Origin of the sequence: Eupransor demetentiae (assembly GCF_963930865.1) — a bacterium.
Classification (GTDB): Bacteria; Bacillota; Bacilli; order Lactobacillales; family Lactobacillaceae; genus Eupransor; species Eupransor demetentiae.
Map to the genome: position 1 here is coordinate 341563 of NZ_CAWVOH010000001.1, position 20928 is coordinate 362490.

General features: G+C 46.5%; 20 protein-coding genes. 15 read left to right on the forward strand and 5 right to left on the reverse strand.

The features are described from left to right. The first annotated feature begins 139 nt into the window (after nucleotides 1–139). From argS to lepB, 4 genes are read left to right on the forward strand one after another with little or no spacing between them, the layout of a single operon-like run. Nucleotides 140–1831 (forward strand): arginine--tRNA ligase, encoded by a 1692-nt coding sequence (gene argS, locus ABSY64_RS01715; protein ID WP_349641334.1) that lies wholly within the window; start codon nucleotides 140–142, stop codon nucleotides 1829–1831. A 57-nt stretch (nucleotides 1832–1888) separates the two neighbouring features. Beyond that, complete coding sequence (locus ABSY64_RS01720; RefSeq protein WP_349641335.1) at nucleotides 1889–3967, forward strand: PBP1A family penicillin-binding protein; 2079 nt, start codon at nucleotides 1889–1891, stop codon at nucleotides 3965–3967. 31 nt (nucleotides 3968–3998) lie between these two features. Further along, nucleotides 3999–4352, forward strand: a complete 354-nt coding sequence (locus ABSY64_RS01725) for a YlbF family regulator (RefSeq protein WP_349641336.1) — start codon at nucleotides 3999–4001, stop codon at nucleotides 4350–4352. A 50-nt stretch (nucleotides 4353–4402) separates the two neighbouring features. Further along, a complete protein-coding gene (gene lepB / locus ABSY64_RS01730) occupies nucleotides 4403–5050 on the forward strand; it encodes a signal peptidase I (protein WP_349641337.1) in 648 nt (215 codons plus the stop codon). Nucleotides 5051–5083: 33 nt separating this feature from the next. Here the strand turns inward: lepB and ABSY64_RS01735 are convergent, their stop codons facing one another. The 3 genes from ABSY64_RS01735 to ABSY64_RS01745 are packed head-to-tail and all read right to left on the reverse strand — an operon-like array spanning nucleotide 5084 to nucleotide 8550. Next, nucleotides 5084–6439 (reverse strand): aspartate kinase, encoded by a 1356-nt coding sequence (locus tag ABSY64_RS01735; RefSeq protein WP_349641338.1) that lies wholly within the window; start codon nucleotides 6437–6439, stop codon nucleotides 5084–5086. Nucleotides 6440–6457: 18 nt separating this feature from the next. Then, on the reverse strand, nucleotides 6458–7330 hold the full coding sequence (gene thrB, locus ABSY64_RS01740; protein WP_349641339.1) for a homoserine kinase: 873 nt from the start codon (nucleotides 7328–7330) through the stop codon (nucleotides 6458–6460). Further along, nucleotides 7327–8550 (reverse strand): homoserine dehydrogenase, encoded by a 1224-nt coding sequence (locus ABSY64_RS01745; RefSeq protein ID WP_349641340.1) that lies wholly within the window; start codon nucleotides 8548–8550, stop codon nucleotides 7327–7329. The genes thrB and ABSY64_RS01745 overlap by 4 nt, the downstream gene beginning before the upstream one ends. 113 nt (nucleotides 8551–8663) lie before the next feature. Between ABSY64_RS01745 and thrC the strand changes: the two genes are divergently transcribed. Next, a complete protein-coding gene (thrC, locus tag ABSY64_RS01750; protein ID WP_349641341.1) occupies nucleotides 8664–10115 on the forward strand; it encodes a threonine synthase in 1452 nt (483 codons plus the stop codon). Between the two features lie 44 nt (nucleotides 10116–10159). Here thrC and lexA read toward each other — a convergent pair whose 3' ends face one another. After that, on the reverse strand, nucleotides 10160–10798 hold the full coding sequence (gene lexA, locus ABSY64_RS01755) for a transcriptional repressor LexA (protein ID WP_349641342.1): 639 nt from the start codon (nucleotides 10796–10798) through the stop codon (nucleotides 10160–10162). A 167-nt stretch (nucleotides 10799–10965) separates the two neighbouring features. Between lexA and ABSY64_RS01760 the strand changes: the two genes are divergently transcribed. Further along, complete coding sequence (locus ABSY64_RS01760) at nucleotides 10966–11187, forward strand: YneF family protein (protein WP_349641343.1); 222 nt, start codon at nucleotides 10966–10968, stop codon at nucleotides 11185–11187. Between the two features lie 9 nt (nucleotides 11188–11196). Here the strand turns inward: ABSY64_RS01760 and ABSY64_RS01765 are convergent, their stop codons facing one another. Then, nucleotides 11197–11832, reverse strand: coding sequence for a lysophospholipid acyltransferase family protein (locus ABSY64_RS01765; RefSeq protein WP_349641344.1), 636 nt, complete (start codon nucleotides 11830–11832; stop codon nucleotides 11197–11199). A gap of 61 nt (nucleotides 11833–11893) precedes the next feature. On the opposite strand from ABSY64_RS01765, the gene ABSY64_RS01770 reads away from it, so the two are divergent. The 9 genes from ABSY64_RS01770 to glyS all read left to right on the forward strand — a co-directional run bounded on the left by ABSY64_RS01770 (nucleotide 11894) and on the right by glyS (nucleotide 20793). Continuing rightward, entirely contained in the window at nucleotides 11894–12658 is a 765-nt protein-coding gene (locus ABSY64_RS01770; protein WP_349641345.1) for a tRNA1(Val) (adenine(37)-N6)-methyltransferase, read from the forward strand. Further along, nucleotides 12646–12939, forward strand: a complete 294-nt coding sequence (locus tag ABSY64_RS01775) for a GIY-YIG nuclease family protein (RefSeq protein ID WP_349641346.1) — start codon at nucleotides 12646–12648, stop codon at nucleotides 12937–12939. Before ABSY64_RS01770 ends, ABSY64_RS01775 begins: the two co-directional genes overlap by 13 nt. Nucleotides 12940–13086: 147 nt before the next feature. Beyond that, entirely contained in the window at nucleotides 13087–13866 is a 780-nt protein-coding gene (rpsB, locus tag ABSY64_RS01780) for a 30S ribosomal protein S2 (protein ID WP_349641347.1), read from the forward strand. A 108-nt stretch (nucleotides 13867–13974) separates the two neighbouring features. After that, entirely contained in the window at nucleotides 13975–14859 is an 885-nt protein-coding gene (gene tsf, locus ABSY64_RS01785; protein WP_349641348.1) for a translation elongation factor Ts, read from the forward strand. A 97-nt stretch (nucleotides 14860–14956) separates the two neighbouring features. Continuing rightward, nucleotides 14957–15682, forward strand: a complete 726-nt coding sequence (gene pyrH / locus ABSY64_RS01790; RefSeq protein WP_349641349.1) for a UMP kinase — start codon at nucleotides 14957–14959, stop codon at nucleotides 15680–15682. Then, nucleotides 15682–16227, forward strand: coding sequence for a ribosome recycling factor (gene frr, locus ABSY64_RS01795; RefSeq protein ID WP_349641350.1), 546 nt, complete (start codon nucleotides 15682–15684; stop codon nucleotides 16225–16227). Before pyrH ends, frr begins: the two co-directional genes overlap by 1 nt. 209 nt (nucleotides 16228–16436) lie before the next feature. Continuing rightward, nucleotides 16437–17780, forward strand: coding sequence for a DUF2130 domain-containing protein (locus ABSY64_RS01800; RefSeq protein ID WP_349641351.1), 1344 nt, complete (start codon nucleotides 16437–16439; stop codon nucleotides 17778–17780). 11 nt (nucleotides 17781–17791) lie between these two features. Further along, on the forward strand, nucleotides 17792–18736 hold the full coding sequence (gene glyQ / locus ABSY64_RS01805; RefSeq protein WP_349641352.1) for a glycine--tRNA ligase subunit alpha: 945 nt from the start codon (nucleotides 17792–17794) through the stop codon (nucleotides 18734–18736). Beyond that, nucleotides 18736–20793 carry a glycine--tRNA ligase subunit beta gene (gene glyS, locus ABSY64_RS01810; RefSeq protein WP_349641353.1) on the forward strand — a complete coding sequence of 686 codons (2058 nt, stop codon included), beginning with the start codon at nucleotides 18736–18738 and terminating at the stop codon, nucleotides 20791–20793. The genes glyQ and glyS overlap by 1 nt, the downstream gene beginning before the upstream one ends. The last annotated feature ends 135 nt before the right edge of the window (nucleotides 20794–20928 follow it).

Here is a 20928-nt window from a genome sequence, read left to right on the forward strand (position 1 = left end):
AGATGAGTGGTCGTAAGACTATGAGAGTGGTACCACGGGCAAGGCTCGTCTCTTGGATTTAAGGGGCGGGACTTGCCTTTTTCTATCTTGAGCGGATGCAGTATAATAGTTACAAGATTTGATTTTAAAGGATGAAATAATGACGGATAAGCAAGCAGTGGTTGCTGCCTTGGCAGCGGTTTTACCTGATGTAAATCGTGATGAAATTGAAGAAAAGCTCGAAGCACCAAAGAGCACGGATTTGGGCGATATTGCCTTTCCAGCCTTTTTCCTCGCTAAGGCTTTGCACAAGGCTCCTCAAGCGATTGCCAGTGAAATTGTGGAAAACATTGACCAAGCCAACTTCGAAAAGGTTGTTGCTACTGGCCCATACGTGAACTTCTTCTTGGATAAAGTGGCTACTTCAAAGGCAACTTTGCACCAGATTTTGACAGAAGAATCTGACTTTGGGGCCAACGAAGACGGTCAAATGCGTAACGTGACGATTGATATGTCCTCACCTAACATTGCCAAGCCAATGTCGATGGGACACTTGCGTTCGACGGTAATTGGAAATTCATTGGCCAACATCACCGCTAAAAACGGTTATCACCCAGTTAAAATTAACCACTTGGGTGACTGGGGAACTCAGTTTGGTAAGTTGATTTACGCCTACAAGACCTGGGGTTCAGAAGACGAAGTTAAGGCCGACCCAATTGCCACTTTGTTGAAGTACTACGTCGAATTCCACGAAAAGGCGAAGGAAGACGAGAGTCTAAACGACGAAGGACGTGCTTGGTTTAAGAAGCTTGAAGACGGCGACCCTGAAGCCCATGAATTGTGGTCATGGTTCCGTAAGGAATCTTTGAAGGAATTCACGGAAATCTACGACCGTTTGGGCATTGATTTTGATTCCTTTAATGGTGAAGCCTTCTACAACGACAAGATGGATGGCGTGGTTGACCAATTAGCACAAAAGGGACTCTTGGTGAAGTCTCAGGGTGCTGAAATCGTTGACTTGTCATCGATTGATGAAAACTTAACGCCGGCCATGATTAAGCGTTCCGATGGTGCTACGCTTTACATGACCCGTGACTTGGCGGCTGCAATTTACCGTAAGGAAACCTACGACTTTGTTAAGTCGCTATACGTTGTTGGTGGCGAACAGCGCGAACACTTTGTTCAATTGAAGGCTGTTTTGTCCTTGATGGGCGAACCATGGGCCGATGACATCGAACACATTTCCTTTGGTTTGATTACCTTCAACGGTAAGAAGATGTCAACTCGTAAGGGTGATGTGGTCTTGCTTAAGGATGTTTTGGACGATGCCCACGAATTGGCTTTAGCTCAAATTAAGGAAAAGAATCCTGATTTGGCGAACAAGGAAGAAGTTGCCGAAGAAGTTGGTGCTGGTGCGGTAGTCTTCCACGATTTGATGAATGACCGGACAAACAACTTCGACTTCAACTTGGAAGAAGTGGTTCGCTTCGAAGGCGATACTGGTCCATACGTCCAGTACACGAATGCCCGTGCGCAATCAATTTTGCGTAAGGCGGGTAAGGGCGTCAATCTTGATGACTTAAACTTAGACGATGCCGCTACTTGGGAAATTATTTCAAACTTGAATAACTTCCCTGAAGTTGTCCGTCGTGCCTGGGCTAAGCGTGAACCATCCGTTATCGCAAAGTATGCTTTGAACTTGGCCCGTACTTTCAATAAGTACTACGCGAACTCAAAGATTTTGACTGAAGACGATCAACTAAATGCTCGTTTGGCTTTGGTTTCAGCGGTTTCTGTTGTTTTGACGGAATCATTGGCCCTTTTGGGTGTTAAGGCACCGGCCGAAATGTAATCTCGCACTGAATTGATTTGACGGAGCACTGCTCGTCGATGATGGAAGGATACGGGTATGACTCAAAATAATGCAAGACGTCAAGCCGGTCTTTGGCAAAGGATGAAACCTTTCTGGGACCGTTGGCAGTTGGGTCGTTTAGCGATTGTTGTTTTCTTGGCAATTTTCTTGTTAAGTTCGACATACTTGATTACGATTGCAAAAACGTCGCACGTGCATAAGCTTGAAGCAACCTTGTCCCAGACAACGGATATCTACGATAACCAGGATCAGTGGGCAGGGCAGCTTTATTCCCAAAAGGGGACCTACGTCAAATATAATGCGATTTCACAAAACATGCGGGATGCCGTTTTGTCGATTGAAGATCGTAATTTTTACCATGAACACGGTTTCTCCGTTCGTGGACTGGCCCGAGCAGCTTACCTCTTTGTCCGGAACAAATTGACGGGTTCTAACGTGATTTCCGGGGGTGGTTCGACCATCACCCAGCAGTTGGTTAAAAACGCCTACTTGACCCAGCAGCAGACCTTCTCGCGTAAGGCTAAGGAAATTTTTTTGGCCATGCAGGTCGAGCAGGATTATTCAAAAAATGATATTTTGACCATGTACCTGAACAATTCTTGGTTTGGTAATGGTGTTTGGGGGGTTGAAGATGCCTCGGAGAAGTACTTTGGCGTGCACGCTTCCGAGTTGACAACGGCTCAAGCGGCCACCCTGGCGGGAATGTTGACGAACCCATCCGGCTTTAATCCGATTGATCATCCGGAACGCTCGAAGAAGCGCCGTGATTTGGTTTTGGAAACCATGGCTCAAAACAAGAAGTTGACCAAGGACCAGATGCAACAGGCCCAAGCAACGCCAATTGTTTTGACCGATAACTACGTGGGTGGTGAAAACTACCGCTATCCATGGTTCTTTGATTCCGTGATTGCGGAAGCCGTTAACAAGTACGGTATTTCCGAAAAGGACATCATGAATCAGGGTTACAAGATCTACACGACCTTGAACCAGACGGATCAGACCAATCTTCAAAACGACTTTAAGAACAACAATCTCTTCGGTAATCAAAACTCAGCACAAGCTGCCTCAATTCTTTTGAATGCCAAAACTGGAGGGGTACGAGCCGTAATTGGTGGTCGAGAAGATCAGCACATTTTCCGTGGTTACAACCGAGCAAACCAGTCAAACTTGCAGCCAGGTTCAATCATCAAGCCAATCGTGGTTTATGCTCCTGCTTTGACAGCCGGTTACACCATTAATTCGAAGTTGCCCAACCACACTTTGACCTTTGGAACCAACGGTTACTCACCGAATAACGCCTTGAACGTTCAGACTGGTGATGTCACCATGTACCAGGCCTTGGAGCATTCTTACAACATTCCAGCAGTTTACTTGCTAAACAAGCTAGGCGTTAACACTGGTTTCCAGAGTGCTAAAAACTTTGGTTTGCCAGTTACAAAGAACGACAAGAGTTTGTCCTTGGCCTTGGGTGGAATGGATAAAGGGGTTTCCCCTCAGCAAATGGCACAGGCCTACACGGCCTTTGCCAACGATGGAACAATGAGTCAGGCTCACTACATTACCAAGATTGTAGATGCTTCTGGCCACGTTGTGGTTAGCCAGCCAAAGTATGACCAAAAGAAGGTTGTATCGGAGAAGGTAGCCAACAACTTGACGCGGATGATGCTGGGAACCTACACCAATGGAACCGGAGCAGGGGCCGCACCAAGTGGTTACACGATTGCGGGTAAGACCGGTACGACCGAAAACCCTAACGATCCGAATAACGCCAACTCTTCCAAGGATTCATGGGCCGTTGCCTACACGCGTGACGTTGTCCAGGTCACTTGGATGGGACTTGAAGGAAATAGTGCGGCTTCCTTGCCAATTGGTTTGATGTCAACGATTGGACGGTACGTGAAGACTTCGATGGGACAGGTTATCCCGAATACGAGCGAGCACAGTTTTAGCGTTACGAATCCCAACCAAACGACAAACGATTCAGGTAGTTCCAACAGTAATTCTAATAACGACTGGATGGCCAATACGCAGCAAGCCATCAACGATGGCGTCGATAAGACGGTTGATGGGGCTAACAAAGTATGGGATACTGTAAAAAGTTGGTTTGGTAATTAAAACAATTTAGAAGCAAAGAAAGGCTTTCATCATGACAGTAAACATTTACGATAACGCCAATCAAATGGCAGAAGTTTTGAAGCAAACAGAACAATACGAAGCTTGGCAAAAGGCTTTTGACGCCGTTCAAGGCGATGCTGAAGCAAAGGACTTGTTCAAGCAATTCCAAGAGATCCAAATGACGGTGCAAAAGATGATGCAATCTCAGCAAAAGCCTGCTCCTGACCAGGAAAAGGAATGGGATGCCGTTGCACAAAAGGTCCAGAGCAACGATTTGATTAAGAACTTGATGGCCTCAGAACAGATTTTGAACAATCTTTTGGGTGAATTGAATGACTTGGTAACGAAGCCAATTTCTGAAGCATACGCTTCTGCCAACAAGTAATAAACAAGTAAAGCAATTCAAGTTGAATTGCTTTTTCTTTGGGGAAAATGATGAAACAATTATCAAATTGGAGCCGCTTGACCGCCTACTATCTAAAAGAATTCGTCCCGACCATTCTTTTGGCCGTTCTGATTGGCTGGGCGATTCACACCTTTCTTTTCACGGGTAGCCGTGTGGTGGGTAGCTCGATGGAGCCGACTTTACAAAATAACGATTACGTCTTTATCCAACGTCAAGCCAAAATTAAACGCGGGGACGTCGTCATTTTTGATGCGCCCAAGGTCGATCCAGATAATCAAGGGCAAAAGTACTACGTCAAACGCGTGATTGGACTGCCTGGCGATAAGATTCGCTTTGATAAAGGCAAGCTCTTCGTCAATGACAAAGCGGTAGCTCAGCCTTACCTGAATGAGGAAGAAGCATATAAAGGGACCGAAGCTGCTTTCGGCGATCCATGGGATTTGAGCTCCTTGTCGAAATCCTCAAGCTGGAATAAAACCAGTCAAAAAACGACAGTGGTACCAGCCAATTCGTACTTTGTTCTAGGCGACCATCGTAGTGTTGCGACCGACAGCCGCTACTTTGGCTACGTCCAAAAGAAATACATGCGTGGTCGGGTGCTTGTACCGTTCTGGAACGGTTCCAAGGCCACCAAGCAAAACGTTAATCATAGCCGTGATCATTTTTTTGACAAATAAAAAAGCCCGTTAAGGGCTTTTTATTTTGTGCTTTTACTTATCAAAGAAGTGGTGGTAGATGGCCTGGACGGCTGCATCGGCATCCTTGGGTTCCAGTCCTAGCATGATTGAGATTTCAGATGCTCCCTGGTTAACCATTCCAAGGGAAATGCCCGCTTCCTTTAGCGGCGTGACGATTTCAGTTAAGGTACCGACACGGCCAACCATTCCCTGACCAACAATCATGATCAAGGCAAAGTTATCGTGCCAAGTCATGGTGTCGGGATGAAATTCATTTTGGATATCAGTCTGGATGCCTTCAATTTGTTCATCATTTAGTTGATCACGGTCAAAAATGATGGTTAAATCATCGACACCAGAAGGCATGTGTTCATAGGAAACGTGGTGTCGGTTCAAAATTTGCAGCAAACGCAAGGTCACGCCAATGCCCTTGTTCAACAAGTAGCGGTGGATGTAAAGCGCGGCAAAGTGCTTCGATGCCGCAATTCCAGTAATTGGTTCTTCCGACTTTTGCTCCTTGCTAGGGCCAATCCAAGTTCCCGGTGCGGACGGATCATTGGTATTTTTAATGTTAATCGGGATTTGGCCCTTAATGGCGGGGATAATAGCTTCATCATGGAAGACGGCAAAACCGGCGTAGGAAAGCTCCCGCATTTCGTTGTAAGACATTGAGTGGATGGCACGGGGATGGTCAACCAAGTTTGGATTAACGGCATAAATGGCAGAAACGTCTGTAAAGTTTTCGTAGACGTCAGCCTTTAAGCCCTTGGCCAAAATGGCACCGGTAATGTCTGAGCCACCACGGTCGAAAGTGACCATGCGACCCTCGTGGTTATAACCGAAGAAACCAGGGAAAATGTAACGGACACCATCTTCGAGCTTGATTTGACCTAAAGCATCATAAGTTGCTTCTTCATCAAGAACAGTGTTGCGGCCTTCGAAGTGCAAGTGGATTTGGCGTGGGTCCATGAAACGGGCATCTTCACCCAAAGCCTTTAAAATCATGGTCAAAAGTTGGGCGTTCAGGTATTCACCGTGAGCTGCAAAAGCAGCGCGCAAATAACGGTAAGTAGGGTAGTGGTGATTATTTAAATCATCAATTTGGGCGTATAAGTCCTGGATTTCCCACTTGTCCACGTGAAAATACTGAGCAATGCTTCCGTAGCGGTTCTTCAAGGCCCGAACTGTTTCACTGAAATCCTCATCCGCAATCGCCTGGTCCGCATACTTCAAAAGCAAGTCGGTCACCTTTACGGGGAATTCCTTTGCTTTTCCTGGAGCAGATGTCACCACGACCTGTCGATCTGGATCAGCCTGCAAAATATCGATGACGCGCTGGAACTGTGGTCCCGTTGCAAGGGAAGAACCACCAAATTTAATAACTTTCATGGAAAACCTTTCTCTGAATTAATCTTTTGTGATTGTGAAGCCGTGTTGGTTGATTTGGAGTAAGCGAATCTGGCCCTTGAGCTTGGCCTTAGCTAGCAGTTCTTCTGCTTTTTGACCCTTACCAGCAGCGACCATGGTGATGATGGTTGGACCTGCCCCGGAAAGGTAGGTTCCCTTAATGTCATTGGCGTGGAAGAGCTGGCGAATTTCGCGCAATTCCGGAACTAACTCGGCCCGGTAGGGTTCGTGTAGCTTATCCTTTTCTAGTAGAACCTGGAAGGCTGCTAAATCCCGGTTCCAACCGGCGTTAATCAAGGCTGCAAGGTGTTGTCCTTGGCTAACGGCGTCCTGATAAGGGATTTGCTTGGGCAAAACAGCGCGGGCCTTCTTGGTTTCCAAATGGTAGTCTGGAATGAAGGTAAGGGCTTCCAGGTCTGGCAGGGGAACTGTCTGACTGGAAACCTGACCATCAAGGATTTGAGCTAACTGCAAGCCCCCATAAATGGCAGGTGCCACGTTGTCGGGATGTCCTTCGATTTGGTTGGCCTCTTCCAATAGCTGTGCCTGATCAATTTCGTCGCCCTTGATTAGGTGTCCGACAAGCAAGCCGGCCACGATAGCTGACGATGAAGATCCTAGTCCACGGGCAAGTGGAATGTCTGATGTAACTTCCAATTGATGCGCTGGCAAATCGGGATGGAGGTCCAGTGCGGTTTTGATAATTAAGTTTCTTTTATCAGAGGGGACGTCGGCACCGTATGGATGCTTGATGGTCCATTCGTCACTGGGGCCAATAATTCTAACCGTTAAGTTCAGGTCCAGGGCCAATCCTAGACAGTCAAAACCTAGTCCTAAGTTCGCTGATGTTGCGGGTACGGTAATGGTCATCATGAGTAGCAAGTAAACTCCTTTACGAGGCTAGCCTTTTGACTGAGTTCAGCCTTAAAGTTACTGTACTGCTTGGCTGTTAGGGCGGAAGTCAAAATGGCCTCGTAATAACGGCCGTCTTTGGCTTGGAAAGAAGAACCCTCTTCAACGAGGTCAGATTTTTCAAAATTATTACCGGTTCCAGCTAGGACGAAGACGTGGGCCTGCTTAGCTGGTTGCTTGAGCTGATAATCCTTTTGGATACTTGGTAAGGCTTGCTTTTGTCCTTGAATAATGGCGACAATATCGGCCAAAACGGCCTGGGCAGTCGCGCGGCCACCAGCACCGGGACCTGCAAAGAGGCTGGTGCCCAGGTTTTTACTTTCAATGGCGATGGCATTGGTTTCGTTTTCGATTGATGCCAAAAGATTCGACTTGGAAAGGGCGGCTGGTGCGACTTGAACCTGGTAATGTCGGTCGTCAAGTTCGCGAATTTCAAAGAGCAGCTTGGTGGTCATCTTGAGCTGGTCAAGGGCTTCAATATCAAAGGGCGTAATGGCTTCAATTCCTTCGATATGGAAGTCTTCCAAAGTAAGGTCCAAGCCGTAAACAGTGCGCGCTAAAATAATCGCCTTGTAAGCCGCGTCAATTCCCGCGACATCGTTGGTTGGGTCACTTTCGGCAAAACCGAGTTCTTGAGCCTGCTTTAAGGCCGTTTCGTAGGCCAAACCCTTGTTAGCCATCTGGCTTAAAATGTAGTTGGTCGTCCCGTTAACGATTCCGGCAAGTCCCGTAATTTGGTCCGAAAAGTAGTAGTTGTCCAAATTGGTTAAAATCGGAATTCCACCAGCAACAGCGGCTTCGTAGCGCAAAGGCAGTTGCTTTTCTTCAGCAAGAGCAATTAACTCCTGACCCTTGCTGGCGATTAAATCCTTGTTGGCCGTGACAACCGCTTTGCCATTTTCCAAGGCCTTCTTCAACCACTGATCCGTGGGTTCAATACCACCGGCGACTTCCACAATAATCTGGATGTCAGGGTCGGTTAGGATGTCATCAACTTGATCGGTTAAGGTGATGGTGCCAGGAACTCCAGGTCGTTTTTTGTCGAGGTTATGCACGAGGGCGCTTTTAACGCTCACGCTTTGACCGAGTTGACTTTGAAACTTTGCGGCTTGTTCGGACAGGATGGTGACTAAGCCACTCCCAACTGTTCCTAAGCCAAGTAATCCAATCTTAACTGTCAAGATAATCTCCTCCGTAATGAATATAGTATTGAGGTGATTTTAACATTTATTAAGGCAAAAAAGAATATTTTTGTTAGAATAATATTAAATACAAATGAGAGGTTGTTTGCACGATGAAATATATTTCAACTCGCGGTCAAAGTCCCGCTGTCGATGCCGCTGAAGCGATTTTGAATGGATTGGCACCCGATGGTGGTCTCTACGTTCCTAACGAATGGCCAGAAGTCGCCCTTAATTTGGCTGACCTGCCCGATATGACTTACCAAGAAGTCGCTAAGCAGATTTTTGCTGCCTTTTTGCCTGACTTTACTGAAAGTGAAATTGAAGATGTTGTCACCTCGGCCTACAACCAGCAGTGGGATGACGAAAAAATCGTGCCCTTAGCAAACTTTGAGCATCTGCACTTGCTGGAGCTCTTCCACGGACCAACCTTGGCCTTTAAGGACATCGCCTTGCAAGCTTTGCCATATTTGGTCGTTAAGGCCATGCAAAAGAAGCACAGTGTCAAGGACGTGGCCATCGTTACCGCTACTTCTGGTGATACGGGTTCCGCAGCCTTAGCTGGTTTTGCGGATGTAGCAAAAACCAAGATTGCCATCCTTTACCCCGAAAAGGGAATCTCTGACATCCAGCGTCAACAAATGGTTTCTCAAACGGGTGACAACGTCACGGTTATCGGCTTGAAGGGAAACTTTGATGATGCTCAAAAAAAGGTGAAAGAATTAATGGGATCGGCCGAATTCAAGGCCTTCTTGGATGGTGAAAACCTTCGTTTGTCTTCCGCTAATTCAATCAATATTGGCCGCTTGGTTCCGCAGATTGTTTATTACTTCTATGGCTATGGCCAGCTAATTGCTCAAAACGCCATTCAAGCAGGGGATGCCATCGACATCGCCGTACCAACTGGAAACTTCGGAAATATCTTAGCGGCCTACTACGCTAGCCAAATCGGCTTGCCCGTACACCGTTTCCGCGTCGCTTCTAACGAAAACCACGTTTTGACGGACTTCTTTGAAACCGGTCGCTACGACCGTAACCGGGACTTCGAGGTAACTAACGCACCGGCCATGGATATCTTAGTTTCATCGAACCTGGAGCGTTTGCTCTACTTTGCGGCCGACCGTGACAGTGCCTTGGTTGCTGAAAAGATGAAGGAACTCAACGAAGTTGGTTACTATCAGGTTGATGAAAAGCTGCGCGCCAACTTGGCGGAGTTCGCAGCTGCTTGGACGACACCCGAACAGGTGGAGGGCGAAATCAAGAAGTTCTTTGACGAACACCATTATTTGTTGGATCCGCACACTGCTGTGGCAGCCTACCAGTATCAAGACGACGGGCACCACACTTTAATGGCTGCCACTGCGTCGCCATTTAAGTTCCCACAGACGGTTTTGCAGGCATTGGGACAACCAGTTGAAAAGGGAGACGCCGCCCTTAAGGCCGTTGCGAAGTTGGCCAACTTACCTGAACCAAAGCCCGTTCGAGACCTCTTTGACAAGAAGGTTTTGCACAAGGCCATCATTGATCCGGCTAAGATTCAAGAATCCATTGAAAAAGCTTGGTAAATTAGAGCATAAAAAAAGCAGGACTTCAAAGTCCTGCTTTTTGCTTAATAAATGGCGTCACGGTAGAGACCGACGACCTTACCTAAAATAGAAACTTCATCTAGAATAATAGGGTCCATATGGTCATTTTCAGGCTGCAAGCGGTAATGACCGGCCTCTCGGAAGAAACGCTTAACCGTTGCTTCGTTATCAGCGTTCATGGCAACCACGATATCGCCATTGTCGGCGTTGCTTTGGCGGCGGACGATGACTTGATCACCATCAAGGATACCAATGTTAATCATTGATTCGCCTCGAACGTTCAACATGAAAAGGGAACCATCGTACTGCGACAAGTTATCTGGAATAGGGAAGAACTCAGTCGCTTCCTGTTCAACCGCTAAAATTGGTTGTCCAGCGGTAACGAGACCCAAGACCGGAATCTTACCGGCATTAGCGGAAACGCCCAAGATATCAAGTCCAGCTGGCGTCACTTCAATGGCGCGGGCACGGGGCTTGCTGACGTCCTTCGAAAGATAGCCCTTCTTAACTAGCCGTTCAATATGGCCATGAATGGTTGAAGAAGAGGAGAGGCCAATTGCTTCTCCAATTTCGCGCACTGTGGGCGGATAACCATTCTTGGACTGCGCATCATGAATGAAACGCAGTACTTGGATTTGTTTGCTGTCTGAACTGTTTACCATATGAATTAAATCCTTTATTGATACACTCATAATACCGAAAATCACTTGATAAATCAAACGTTTGTTCGCTTTTTTAAGAGAAAGTTAATCATAAAGCGAACAAATCTCACAGACAAGTTATGTTATAATTATTTTTAGAATTTTTTACACTAAAGGAGCTGGCGGAAATGATCATTTTAGTTGGTGTGTTGGCCTTGGTGGTTGGTTTAGTAGGTGGATTTTTCATCGCTCGTGGAACGATGAAGTCCTACTTGGCTAAGAACCCACCCATTTCAGAAGACATGATGAAGTCAATGATGATGTCGATGGGACAAAAGCCATCACAAAAGAAGTTGAACCAAATGATGGCTCAAATGAAGAACCAAACACAAAAAGCACAAAAAAAATAAGCCATTGGCTTATTTTTTTTCTTGCTTTGGATCATGGTAAACCCAGTTAGGATCAACTTCGTCATCCAACTTATCAAAGGCAGCTTGCATTTGATCGTTGTACTTTTCAATCATTTCATCGCTAAGTTTGTCCTTGCGGTCAACCACAATCGGTTCGCCGAAGTTGATGGTACAATTATTACGCTTGAAGAGATGGCTGAACTTGACTGGTCCTTGATAAACAGCGGGCACGATAACCTTGCCGGACATCTTGGCAATCAAGACCGTCCCAGACTTCAACTTGCTGGAGTGGCGTGAACCGGAAGGAAACATGATTAGTGAACGTTCTCCGGAGCGGAGCTCCTTAACCGGGTACTTGATCACGTCGGTGCCAACGTTTTTACGGTCAACCGGGAAGGCCCCCAGCTCCGTAATCAACCAGCGCAAGGGGCGGTGCTTGAAGAGCTCGGCTTTGGCCATGAAAATAAACTTCTTTGGGTATGCGGCAAAGGCATACCAAACGGGATCCCACCAAGTTCGGTGAGGGCCAACCAAAATATAGTTATCATCTTCGGGCAGGCGATCCTTATTCATTACCTTAATTCGGCCGGTAATCGACCAAATTAGGGCGCCCCCGAAAATCTTAGTTAATCGATAAATATCCATCTAAATCGTCCTTTCGATGCCTAATCGAATTAATTTTACTTAGTAATAGAAAGAAACGCAAATGACAGAGCCAAAATTACAGCCAGGAGAACGCATTGACGAGCTTCCATCGCAAAAAATTCGCATCATCCAAAATCCGGATATGTTTTCCTATTCTTTGGATGCTGTTTTGTTGGCTCACTTTGCCGGTGTGAAGGGGAAGGGCCGCGGTTTAACGGTTGATTTGGGTGCTGGAACCGGCGCCGTCGGGCTCTTCTATGCCCAGAAGGTGTTGGGACCCATTAAGCTGGTCGAAATTCAAGCTGATTTAGCGGCCATGGCAAAGCGTTCCGTTGCCTTAAACGATTTAACTGAACAAGTTGAAGTAATTCACAGCGACATGAAGACGGTCTTTGATCAAATTCGGCCTGGTTCCGCAGAAACGGTCTTATCGAATCCACCATATTTTCCCGCAGTGGAAACGACCAAGCAAAATTTGGATGAGCACTACAAGATAGCCCGACACGAAGTGGCCATTGATTTGCCTGAACTGGCTCAGGTTGCTAATAAATTATTGAAGAACAATGGAAAGTTTTACCTGGTGCACCGGCCGGACCGCCTAGCCGATATTTTCGCGGCCCTTGAGGGGCGTAAGCTGCGGATTAAGCGCCTGCAATTCGTATACGGTAAAGCGCAGCGGGAGGCTAACATGGTTTTGGTCGAAGCGATTAAGGCTGGCCGACCCGGCGGCGTGCGAATTTTGCCACCGATTGTGGCATACCAGGAAGACAACGAATACACGCCCCAGGTTAACGAGATTTTATATGGTGAACCATGGCAAGCGTAAAGAAATACTATTTTTATGTTTTGTATACGGCCGATGGCTACTTTTATGGTGGATACAGTGACGATGTCTTTCGCCGCTTTAAAACCCATCAAGCGGGGAAGGGAGCCAAGTTTACCCGGGTTAAATCCCGCCATCCACTGCAATTAATTCACTATGAAACCTTTGAGAATCAGCACGATGCCATGCACGCCGAAGCCTCTTTCAAAAAATTGACGCGTTCCAAAAAAGAAGCTTACTTAATTGCCGCCGGTGTGGACGCAAAAATTTGGAAAAAAGCCTAATAAAGCTTGTACTTTGCCAACTTTTCCAGTAAAATAACTTTTGTTGTGAAAACAACACAAAAATACACACGGTAAACGAGAACGCGTTGGTGCACTTGTTGTCACGCGAACCAAGAATTTACCGGAGGATTAACCAGGAGGCCTATAATGGCAGTTATTACTATGAAAGAACTCCTTGAAGCAGGAGTTCACTTTGGACACCAGACTCGTCGCTGGAACCCTAAGATGGCACCTTACATCTTTACTGAACGTAATGGTATCCACATCATCGACTTGCAGAAGACTGTTAAGTTGGTTGACGAAGCTTACAACTTTATGCGTAACGCTTCAGCTGATGGCGCTAACATCTTGTTTGTTGGTACTAAGAAGCAAGCTTCAGACTCAATCGCTGAAGAAGCTACTCGTGCCGGTCAATTCTACATCAACCACCGTTGGTTGGGTGGAACTTTGACTAACTGGAACACGATCAAGACTCGTGTACAGCGCATGAAGGATATCCAAAAGATGTCTGAAGATGGCACTTTCGAACGTTTGCCAAAGAAGGAAGTTGTTTTGTTGAAGAAGCAACACGCCAAGTTGGAAAAGTTCTTGGGTGGTATCGAAGAAATGAAGGATTTGCCTGACGTATTGTTCGTCGTTGATCCTAAGAAGGAAGAAATCGCTGTTAAGGAAGCTAACATGCTTAACATCCCAGTGGTTGCTATGATCGATACTAACGCAGATCCAGACGTTGTTGACGTTAAGATTCCTGCTAACGATGACGCTATCCGTGCCATCCGTTTGATCACTTCAAAGATGGCTGATGCTGTTATCGAAGGTCGTCAAGGTCAAGACCAATCATCTGAAAATGGTGAAATCTTCCTTGATGATAACGGTGACACTGAATCAATCGAAGAAATCACGAACATCGTTGAAAAAGATAACTAATTTTTGAATCGATTTGAACGCCGTTTTACTAGTTAAGACTAGTAAGGCGGCGTTTTTTTATGCTATAATATTTTTCGGAAAACTTTTTTAAATTTAAGGAGATTAACAATGGCAGTTACTGCAAAGTTAGTTAAGGAACTACGTGATAAGACCTCTGTAGGTATGATGGATGCCAAGAAGGCTTTGGTTGAAGCCGAAGGCGATATTAACAAGGCAATTGATTTGCTCCGTGAAAAGGGTATGGCAAAGGCTGCCAAGAAGGGTGACCGTGTCGCTGCCGAAGGTATGACTTACGTTGCCACTGACGGTAACAAGGGTGCCATCATCGAATTGAACTCAGAAACTGACTTCGTTGCCGGTAACGCTGAATTCAACGACTTGCTTTTGGCCGTAACAAACGCCATTGTTACTTTCGAACCAAAGGATGTTGAAGCCGCTTTGAAGTTGAAGATTGACGAATCAGGTCAAACTGTTAACGAAAAGATCATCAACGTTTCACAGATTACTGGTGAAAAGATTACTTTGCGTCGCTTCGCTGTTGTGAACAAGAACGACAACGAAACTTTCGGAGCATACTCACACATGGCTGGTTCAATCTCTGCCTTGGTTGTGCTTGAAGGTGGCGATGAAGAAACTGCACGTGACGTTGCTATGCACGTTGCCGCTATCGCACCTAAGTACGTTTCAGATGACCAAGTTCCTGCCGACGTTGTCGAAAAGGAAAAGCAAGTACAATTGGCCTCTGAAGACTTGAACGGTAAGCCTGACAACATCAAGGAAAAGATGGTTCAAGGACGTATCAAGAAGTTCTTGGCTGACATCTGCTTGCTTGACCAACCATTCGTTAAGAACGGTGACCAGACTGTTGAACAGTTCGTTGCTTCAAAGAACGCTAAGGTTAAGTCCTTCGTTCGTTACCAAGTTGGTGAAGGTTTGGAAAAGCAAACGACTGATTTGGCCGAAGAAGTTGCAAAGCAGTTGGGTACGAACTAATTAATTTTTGCAAAGGAGTGCACCGCCTGTCGATGCACTTTTTTTTCGAATAAAAATCGGGATTTTGCTATAATAATTAGAGATGAAAGAGGTAAACATGACGGACACTAAGTATAAAAGAGTTTTGATGAAGCTCTCTGGTGAAGCGCTTGCAGGTAAGAAGGGTCAAGGAATTGACTTGGAGACTGTTGGTGAAATCGCTCAAGAACTCAAAGATGTTCATGAGATGGGCACTGAAATTGCTGTTGTTGTCGGCGGTGGAAATCTCTGGCGTGGCGAACCAGCTTCAAAGGTGGGCATGGAACGTTCTCGTGCCGATTACACCGGAATGCTCGGAACCACGATGAATGCTTTGGTCTTGCAGGATGCTTTGGAACGTGCAGGTGTTGCTACCCGTGTTCAAACGGCGATTACTATGCAGCAGATTGCCGAGCCTTACATCCGCGGCCGTGCTATTCGTCACTTGGAAAAAGGGCGCATCGTTATTTTTGCGGCGGGAACTGGCTCACCATACTTCTCAACCGATACGACAGCCGCTTTGCGTGCTAACGAAATCAATGCTGATGCCATCTTGATGGCTAAGAACGGTGTTGATGGCGTGTACGACGATGATCCTCGCAAGAATCCAGCAGCACATAAGTTCACCACTTTGACTCACTTGGATATTTTGAAGAAGGGTCTTAAAGTTATGGATTCAACGGCTTCATCACTATCGATGGAAAACAACATGCCTTTGGTTGTCTTTAACTTGAATACACCTGGGAACATCAAGCGCGTCGTCCTTGGTGAACAAATTGGAACTACAGTTACAGGAGATAAATAATGGCTTTTGATTTTACAAATGCTCGCGAACGTATGCAGGGTGCCCAAGACGCATTGAAGCGCGAATTGGCAGACATCCGTACTGGACGTGCAAACCCTAACATTTTGAACCGTGTCGAAGTGGAATACTACGGTGCCATGGTTCCTTTGAACCAAGTGGCTTCAATTTCTGTTCCGGAAGCACGTATGCTTTTGATTACGCCTTTTGATAAGGGTGCTTTGGAAGCCATCGTGACTGCTATTAACATGTCAGACCTTGGTTTGAACCCAGCCTCAGATGGAAACATTGTGCGTTTGGCCATTCCACAAATGACGGAAGAACGTCGTAAGGAATTGGTTAAGGACGTGAAGGCTGAAGCTGAAAAGGCTAAGGTTGCTATCCGTAACGTTCGTCGTGATGTCATGGACGATATCAAGAAGGACAAGGAAATGACCGAAGACCAAGTTCACGATGCTGAAGATCAAGCACAAAAGTTGACGGACGATAACACGAAGGCCGTTGATCAAATCGCTTCTGATAAGGAAGCAGAATTGATGAAGATCTAAAGTTCTTGACCTTTGGGTCAAAGATATTCATAATTAAACCAGTTACTTTTTTGCAATGATCTGGCTTGGCAACCAGGGAGTAAGAAGCACTTTAAGGGTCGGGTTTTTAACCCGGAAATCAGGTGGAACCGCGCGTGAGCGTCCTGATGTCATTTTTTGACATTAGAAGACTGCTCCGGGCGGTTTTTTGATGTCTGAAGGGAGCTTGAATGGCAAAAATCAAATACCACTTACAATCGGACACCGTTCTGATTTTAGATGAAGATGCCCAAAAGGGTGACTTGATTGACTTGAAGGACAAGCAAGAAATTGATGTTAAGCAACTCAGTCAAGATGTGCAGGCCGGCCTTGAAAAGCAAATCCAGAATGCTAAAGCGCAGTGGGAAGCCAATCAAAAGCAACTCGAGCAAGCCCGTCTGAAAGAAGAGCAGCAAAAAGCGGCTTTAGCGGTTGAGCAGGCTAAACGGACACAAGCCGAAGCGGCCCAAAAGGAAAAGCAAGAGCTGCTGGAGAAGTTTAACCAGGTCCAGGCCGATTTGAAGGCCTTGCAATCGGGTCAGGCTGCCCAGCAGGAGTTGGCGCTAACCAAGCAAGAGGCTAGTTTACAAAAGAACTTCCAAGCACAGAAGGATGCCGAAGCCAAGCAGCAACAAGCCCTCAAGGAACAGTTGAATCAGCTGCAAAATCAGCTCCAAAACCAGGATAAGGACCAGGAATTGGCCTTGGTCAAGGTCAAAAACGAGTACGAGGCCCAGCTCAAGGTTGCCCAAGAGCAGGTTGAGCTATACAAGGACTTTAAGGCCCGCCAATCCACCAAGGAAATTGGTGAAAGCCTAGAAGTATATGCCCATCAAGAATTTGAAAAGTGGCGGCCCTATGCCTTTCCAAACGCTTATTTTGAAAAGGATAACGAAGTTTCGAAAGAAACCGGGTCTAAGGGTGATTTCATTTTCCGGGATTATGCCGACGGCATCGAATTCATTTCGATTATGTTTGATATGAAAAACGAGGCGGACGCGACGGAGAAGAAGCATAAAAACTCGGATTTTTTCAAGGAATTGGATAAGGACCGCAAGGAAAAAGGGACCGAGTATGCCGTTTTGGTTTCCTTGCTGGAAGCTGACAACGAACTCTACAACACAGGGATTGTCCAGGTGAACGAATACCCTAAGATGTATGTGATTCGTCCCCAGTTCTTTGTCCACTTCATTGGTCTGCTGCGCAACGCCGCGCTTGATTCCGTCGAGTATCGCAAGCAGCTCGCCATTGAACGAGATCAAAACATCGACATCACGAATTTTGAAAACAATATCAACACCTTCAAGGACAAGTTTGCAAAGAACTATCAGTCCTATTCAAAGAACTTCAGCGAGGCGATTGACCAAATCGACAAGGCCATTGCCCGCATGGAAGAGGTAAAGAAGAAATTGACGACCTCTGAAAACCAGCTGCGTTTGGCCAATAATAAGCTGGATGATGTTACGGTTAAAAAGCTGACCCGTGGCAATCCGACCATGCAGGCGAAGTTTGATGAATTGAATAAGAAGCAGTAAAAGAGGAAATTATGACGGATAAAAAATTATCACTACAAGATATCATTTTGACCTTGCAGGAATTCTGGTCTGAAAAAGGGGCCAATTTAATGCAGGCCTACGACAACGAAGTTGGTGCCGGAACGCAGAGTCCTTACACCTTCTTGCGCGCGAACGGCCCAGAACCATGGAGTGCAGCTTACGTGCAACCTTCACGTCGTCCTGCCGATGGCCGCTATGGCGATAACCCGAACCGACTCTTCCAGCACCACCAATTCCAGGTTGTTATGAAGCCATCCCCAGAAAACATTCAGGAATTGTACCTGGCATCTTTGGAAGCCCTTGGTTTGAATCCTTTGGAACATGACATTCGTTTCGTGGAAGATAACTGGGAAAACCCATCAATGGGTGCCGCTGGTATCGGTTGGGAAGTTTGGCTGGATGGAATGGAAGTCACCCAGTTTACTTACTTCCAACAGGTTGGTGGAATTGAAGTCGATTCCGTTACGGCCGAAATTACCTATGGTTTGGAACGTTTGGCTTCTTACATTCAGGATGTTCCAACGGTTTACGACTTGGAATGGGGCCACGGCGTTTTGTACGGCGATATCTTCAAGGAACCGGAGTACGAACACTCTAAGTATGCTTTTGAAGAATCCAACCAGGACATGCTTTTGCGTCACTTTGATGACTACGAAGGTGAAGCTACTCGCTTGCTGGATTTGGGCTTGGTTCACCCGGCCTATGACTACATCTTGAAGTCATCGCATACCTTTAACCTGCTCGATGCCCGCGGAACAGTTTCCGTTACGGAACGTGCCGGTTATTTGCACCGTATTCGTACCATGGCTCGTAAGGTTTCACGAGTCTTTATTCAAGAACGTGCCAAGCTTGGTTTCCCTTTGTTAAAGGATGAAGAGTTACGTGAAAAGTACCTCGGTCAAAACGGTAAGTACGCACCCAAGGAGGAAAAATAATGGCAAACTTTGTATTAGAAATTGGCTTGGAAGAAATGCCTGCTCACTTGGTGACGAGCTCCGAACAGCAATTGGTAGAACGGACGCGTGATTTCTTGCAGGAACACCGTTTGGCAGTGAAGAAAATTGTGCCATTTTCAACCCCACGTCGTTTGGCGGTCAAGTTGGAAGGGCTAGCCGATGGTTCCGAAAGCATTCAATCGGAAAAGCGTGGTCCGGCTATCGAACGCGCCAAGGATGACGAGAGCAACTGGTCAAAAGCGGCCCAAGGCTTCGCTCGTGGACAGGGTACGACACCGGATCAATTGGACGAACACGACGGCTACGTTTGGTATAACCAAACCATTCCTGGTGAACCAGCCGACAAGATTTTGGCTAAAATTGGGGATGAAGTCGTTACCCAAATGAAGTTCTCAACCTACATGAAGTGGGCTAACTTCGACTTCTTATACATTCGCCCAATCCGCTGGTTAGTGGCTCTTTTGGATGACGAAGTGATTGATTTCTCCATCTTGGATGTTACGACGGACCGCTTTACCCGTGGCCACCGTTTCCTTTCAACCGACCATGTTGAGATTCCAAACGCTGACAAGTATGCCGATACTTTGAAGGAGGCCTTCGTCATGGCTGATGCCGATGAACGAAAGGCAACTATTAGTCAGCAACTTCAGGACATCGCGGCTAAGAATAACTGGCACTTGGACCTTGATAGCGATGCTGCCCAGGACTTGTTGGAAGAAGTTAACAATATCGTTGAATGGCCAACAGCCTTTGCCGGTAATTTTGCGGACAAGTACTTGGCCTTGCCTAAGGAAGTTTTGATTACGTCAATGCGTGAGCACCAGCGTTTCTTCTTCTTGACCGACGGCGATGGTAAGCTTTTGCCACACTTCCTGTCCGTTCGTAACGGAAATGACCAGTACCTGGACAACGTTATTGCCGGAAACGAAAAGGTCTTGGTTGCTCGTTTGGAAGATGCCGAATTCTTCTATCACGAAGACCAGGAAAAGTCGATTGACGACTACATGGAACGCGTGAAGAAGCTGGTCTTCCACGAAAAGATTGGAACTGTTTACGAGCACATGCAACGCGTTGCAGGTCTGGCTAAGATTTTGGGTGAAAAGCTTGGCTTGGACGCTCAAGAGCAAAAGGACTTGGCCCGTGCTGCCCAAATCTACAAGTTTGATTTGATGACCGGTATGGTCGGCGAATTCGACGAATTGCAGGGCATTATGGGTGAGCACTACGCTAAGCTCTTTGGTGAAGACGACGGCGTTGCGCAGGCCATTCGTGAGCACTACTTGCCAATTTCGGCTAAGGGTGAAGTGGCCAAGACCAACGTCGGAGCAGTTTTGGCCATCGCCGACAAGTTGGATTCAATCGACACCTTCTTTGCGGCTGACATGATGCCAACTGGCTCAAATGACCCTTACGGTTTGCGCCGTGCGGCCACTGGAATTGTCCGGACTTTGGAAGCTAAGAACTGGCATTTGAACCTTGATGAAATCATCAGCCAGTACCAGGGTGAAAACGGTGCCGTTACGGAAACGAACCCACAGGGCATCATCGACTTCTTGACGGACCGTGTCCGCAAGCAAGCTCTTGATCAAGGCATCCGTCAGGACATCGTTTCTGCCGGTACCTCAAACATTTTGAAGGGCGACTTTGTTTACGTTGTTGACCGGGTGAAGGTCTTGAACGAACACGCTCAAGACAGCGATTTCCGTGCTGTGATGGAAGCCTTGACCCGTGTTGCTCGTTTGGCCGTTAAGGTGCCCGTTACCGAAGCGGTTGACCCTAAGTTCTTCGCCAACGACGCTGAAAAGGCCCTTTACGAAGCAACCAAGGATTTGCATTTGGAAGACTTGGAAGCCAAGGGTCCCGAAAGCTTGTACAAAGCATTGGCTGCTTTGCGCCAGCCAATCGACAACTATTTCGACAGCACCATGGTTAATGATGACAACGAAGATGTCCGTAACAACCGTTATGCCCAGTTGAACAAGACTTACGTCTTGATTTCAGGTCTTGGTGACTTGGAAGAGATTGTGATTAAGTAATAAAAATCATTGATTGTATAAAAAACCAGCCTTTTTGGCTGGCTTTTTTGTATTAATTAGACAAAATTGAATATTTTGTATTTACTACTTTGTTTATTAATGATCTAATAGAATTAAGGAAACAAGGGAGAGTAC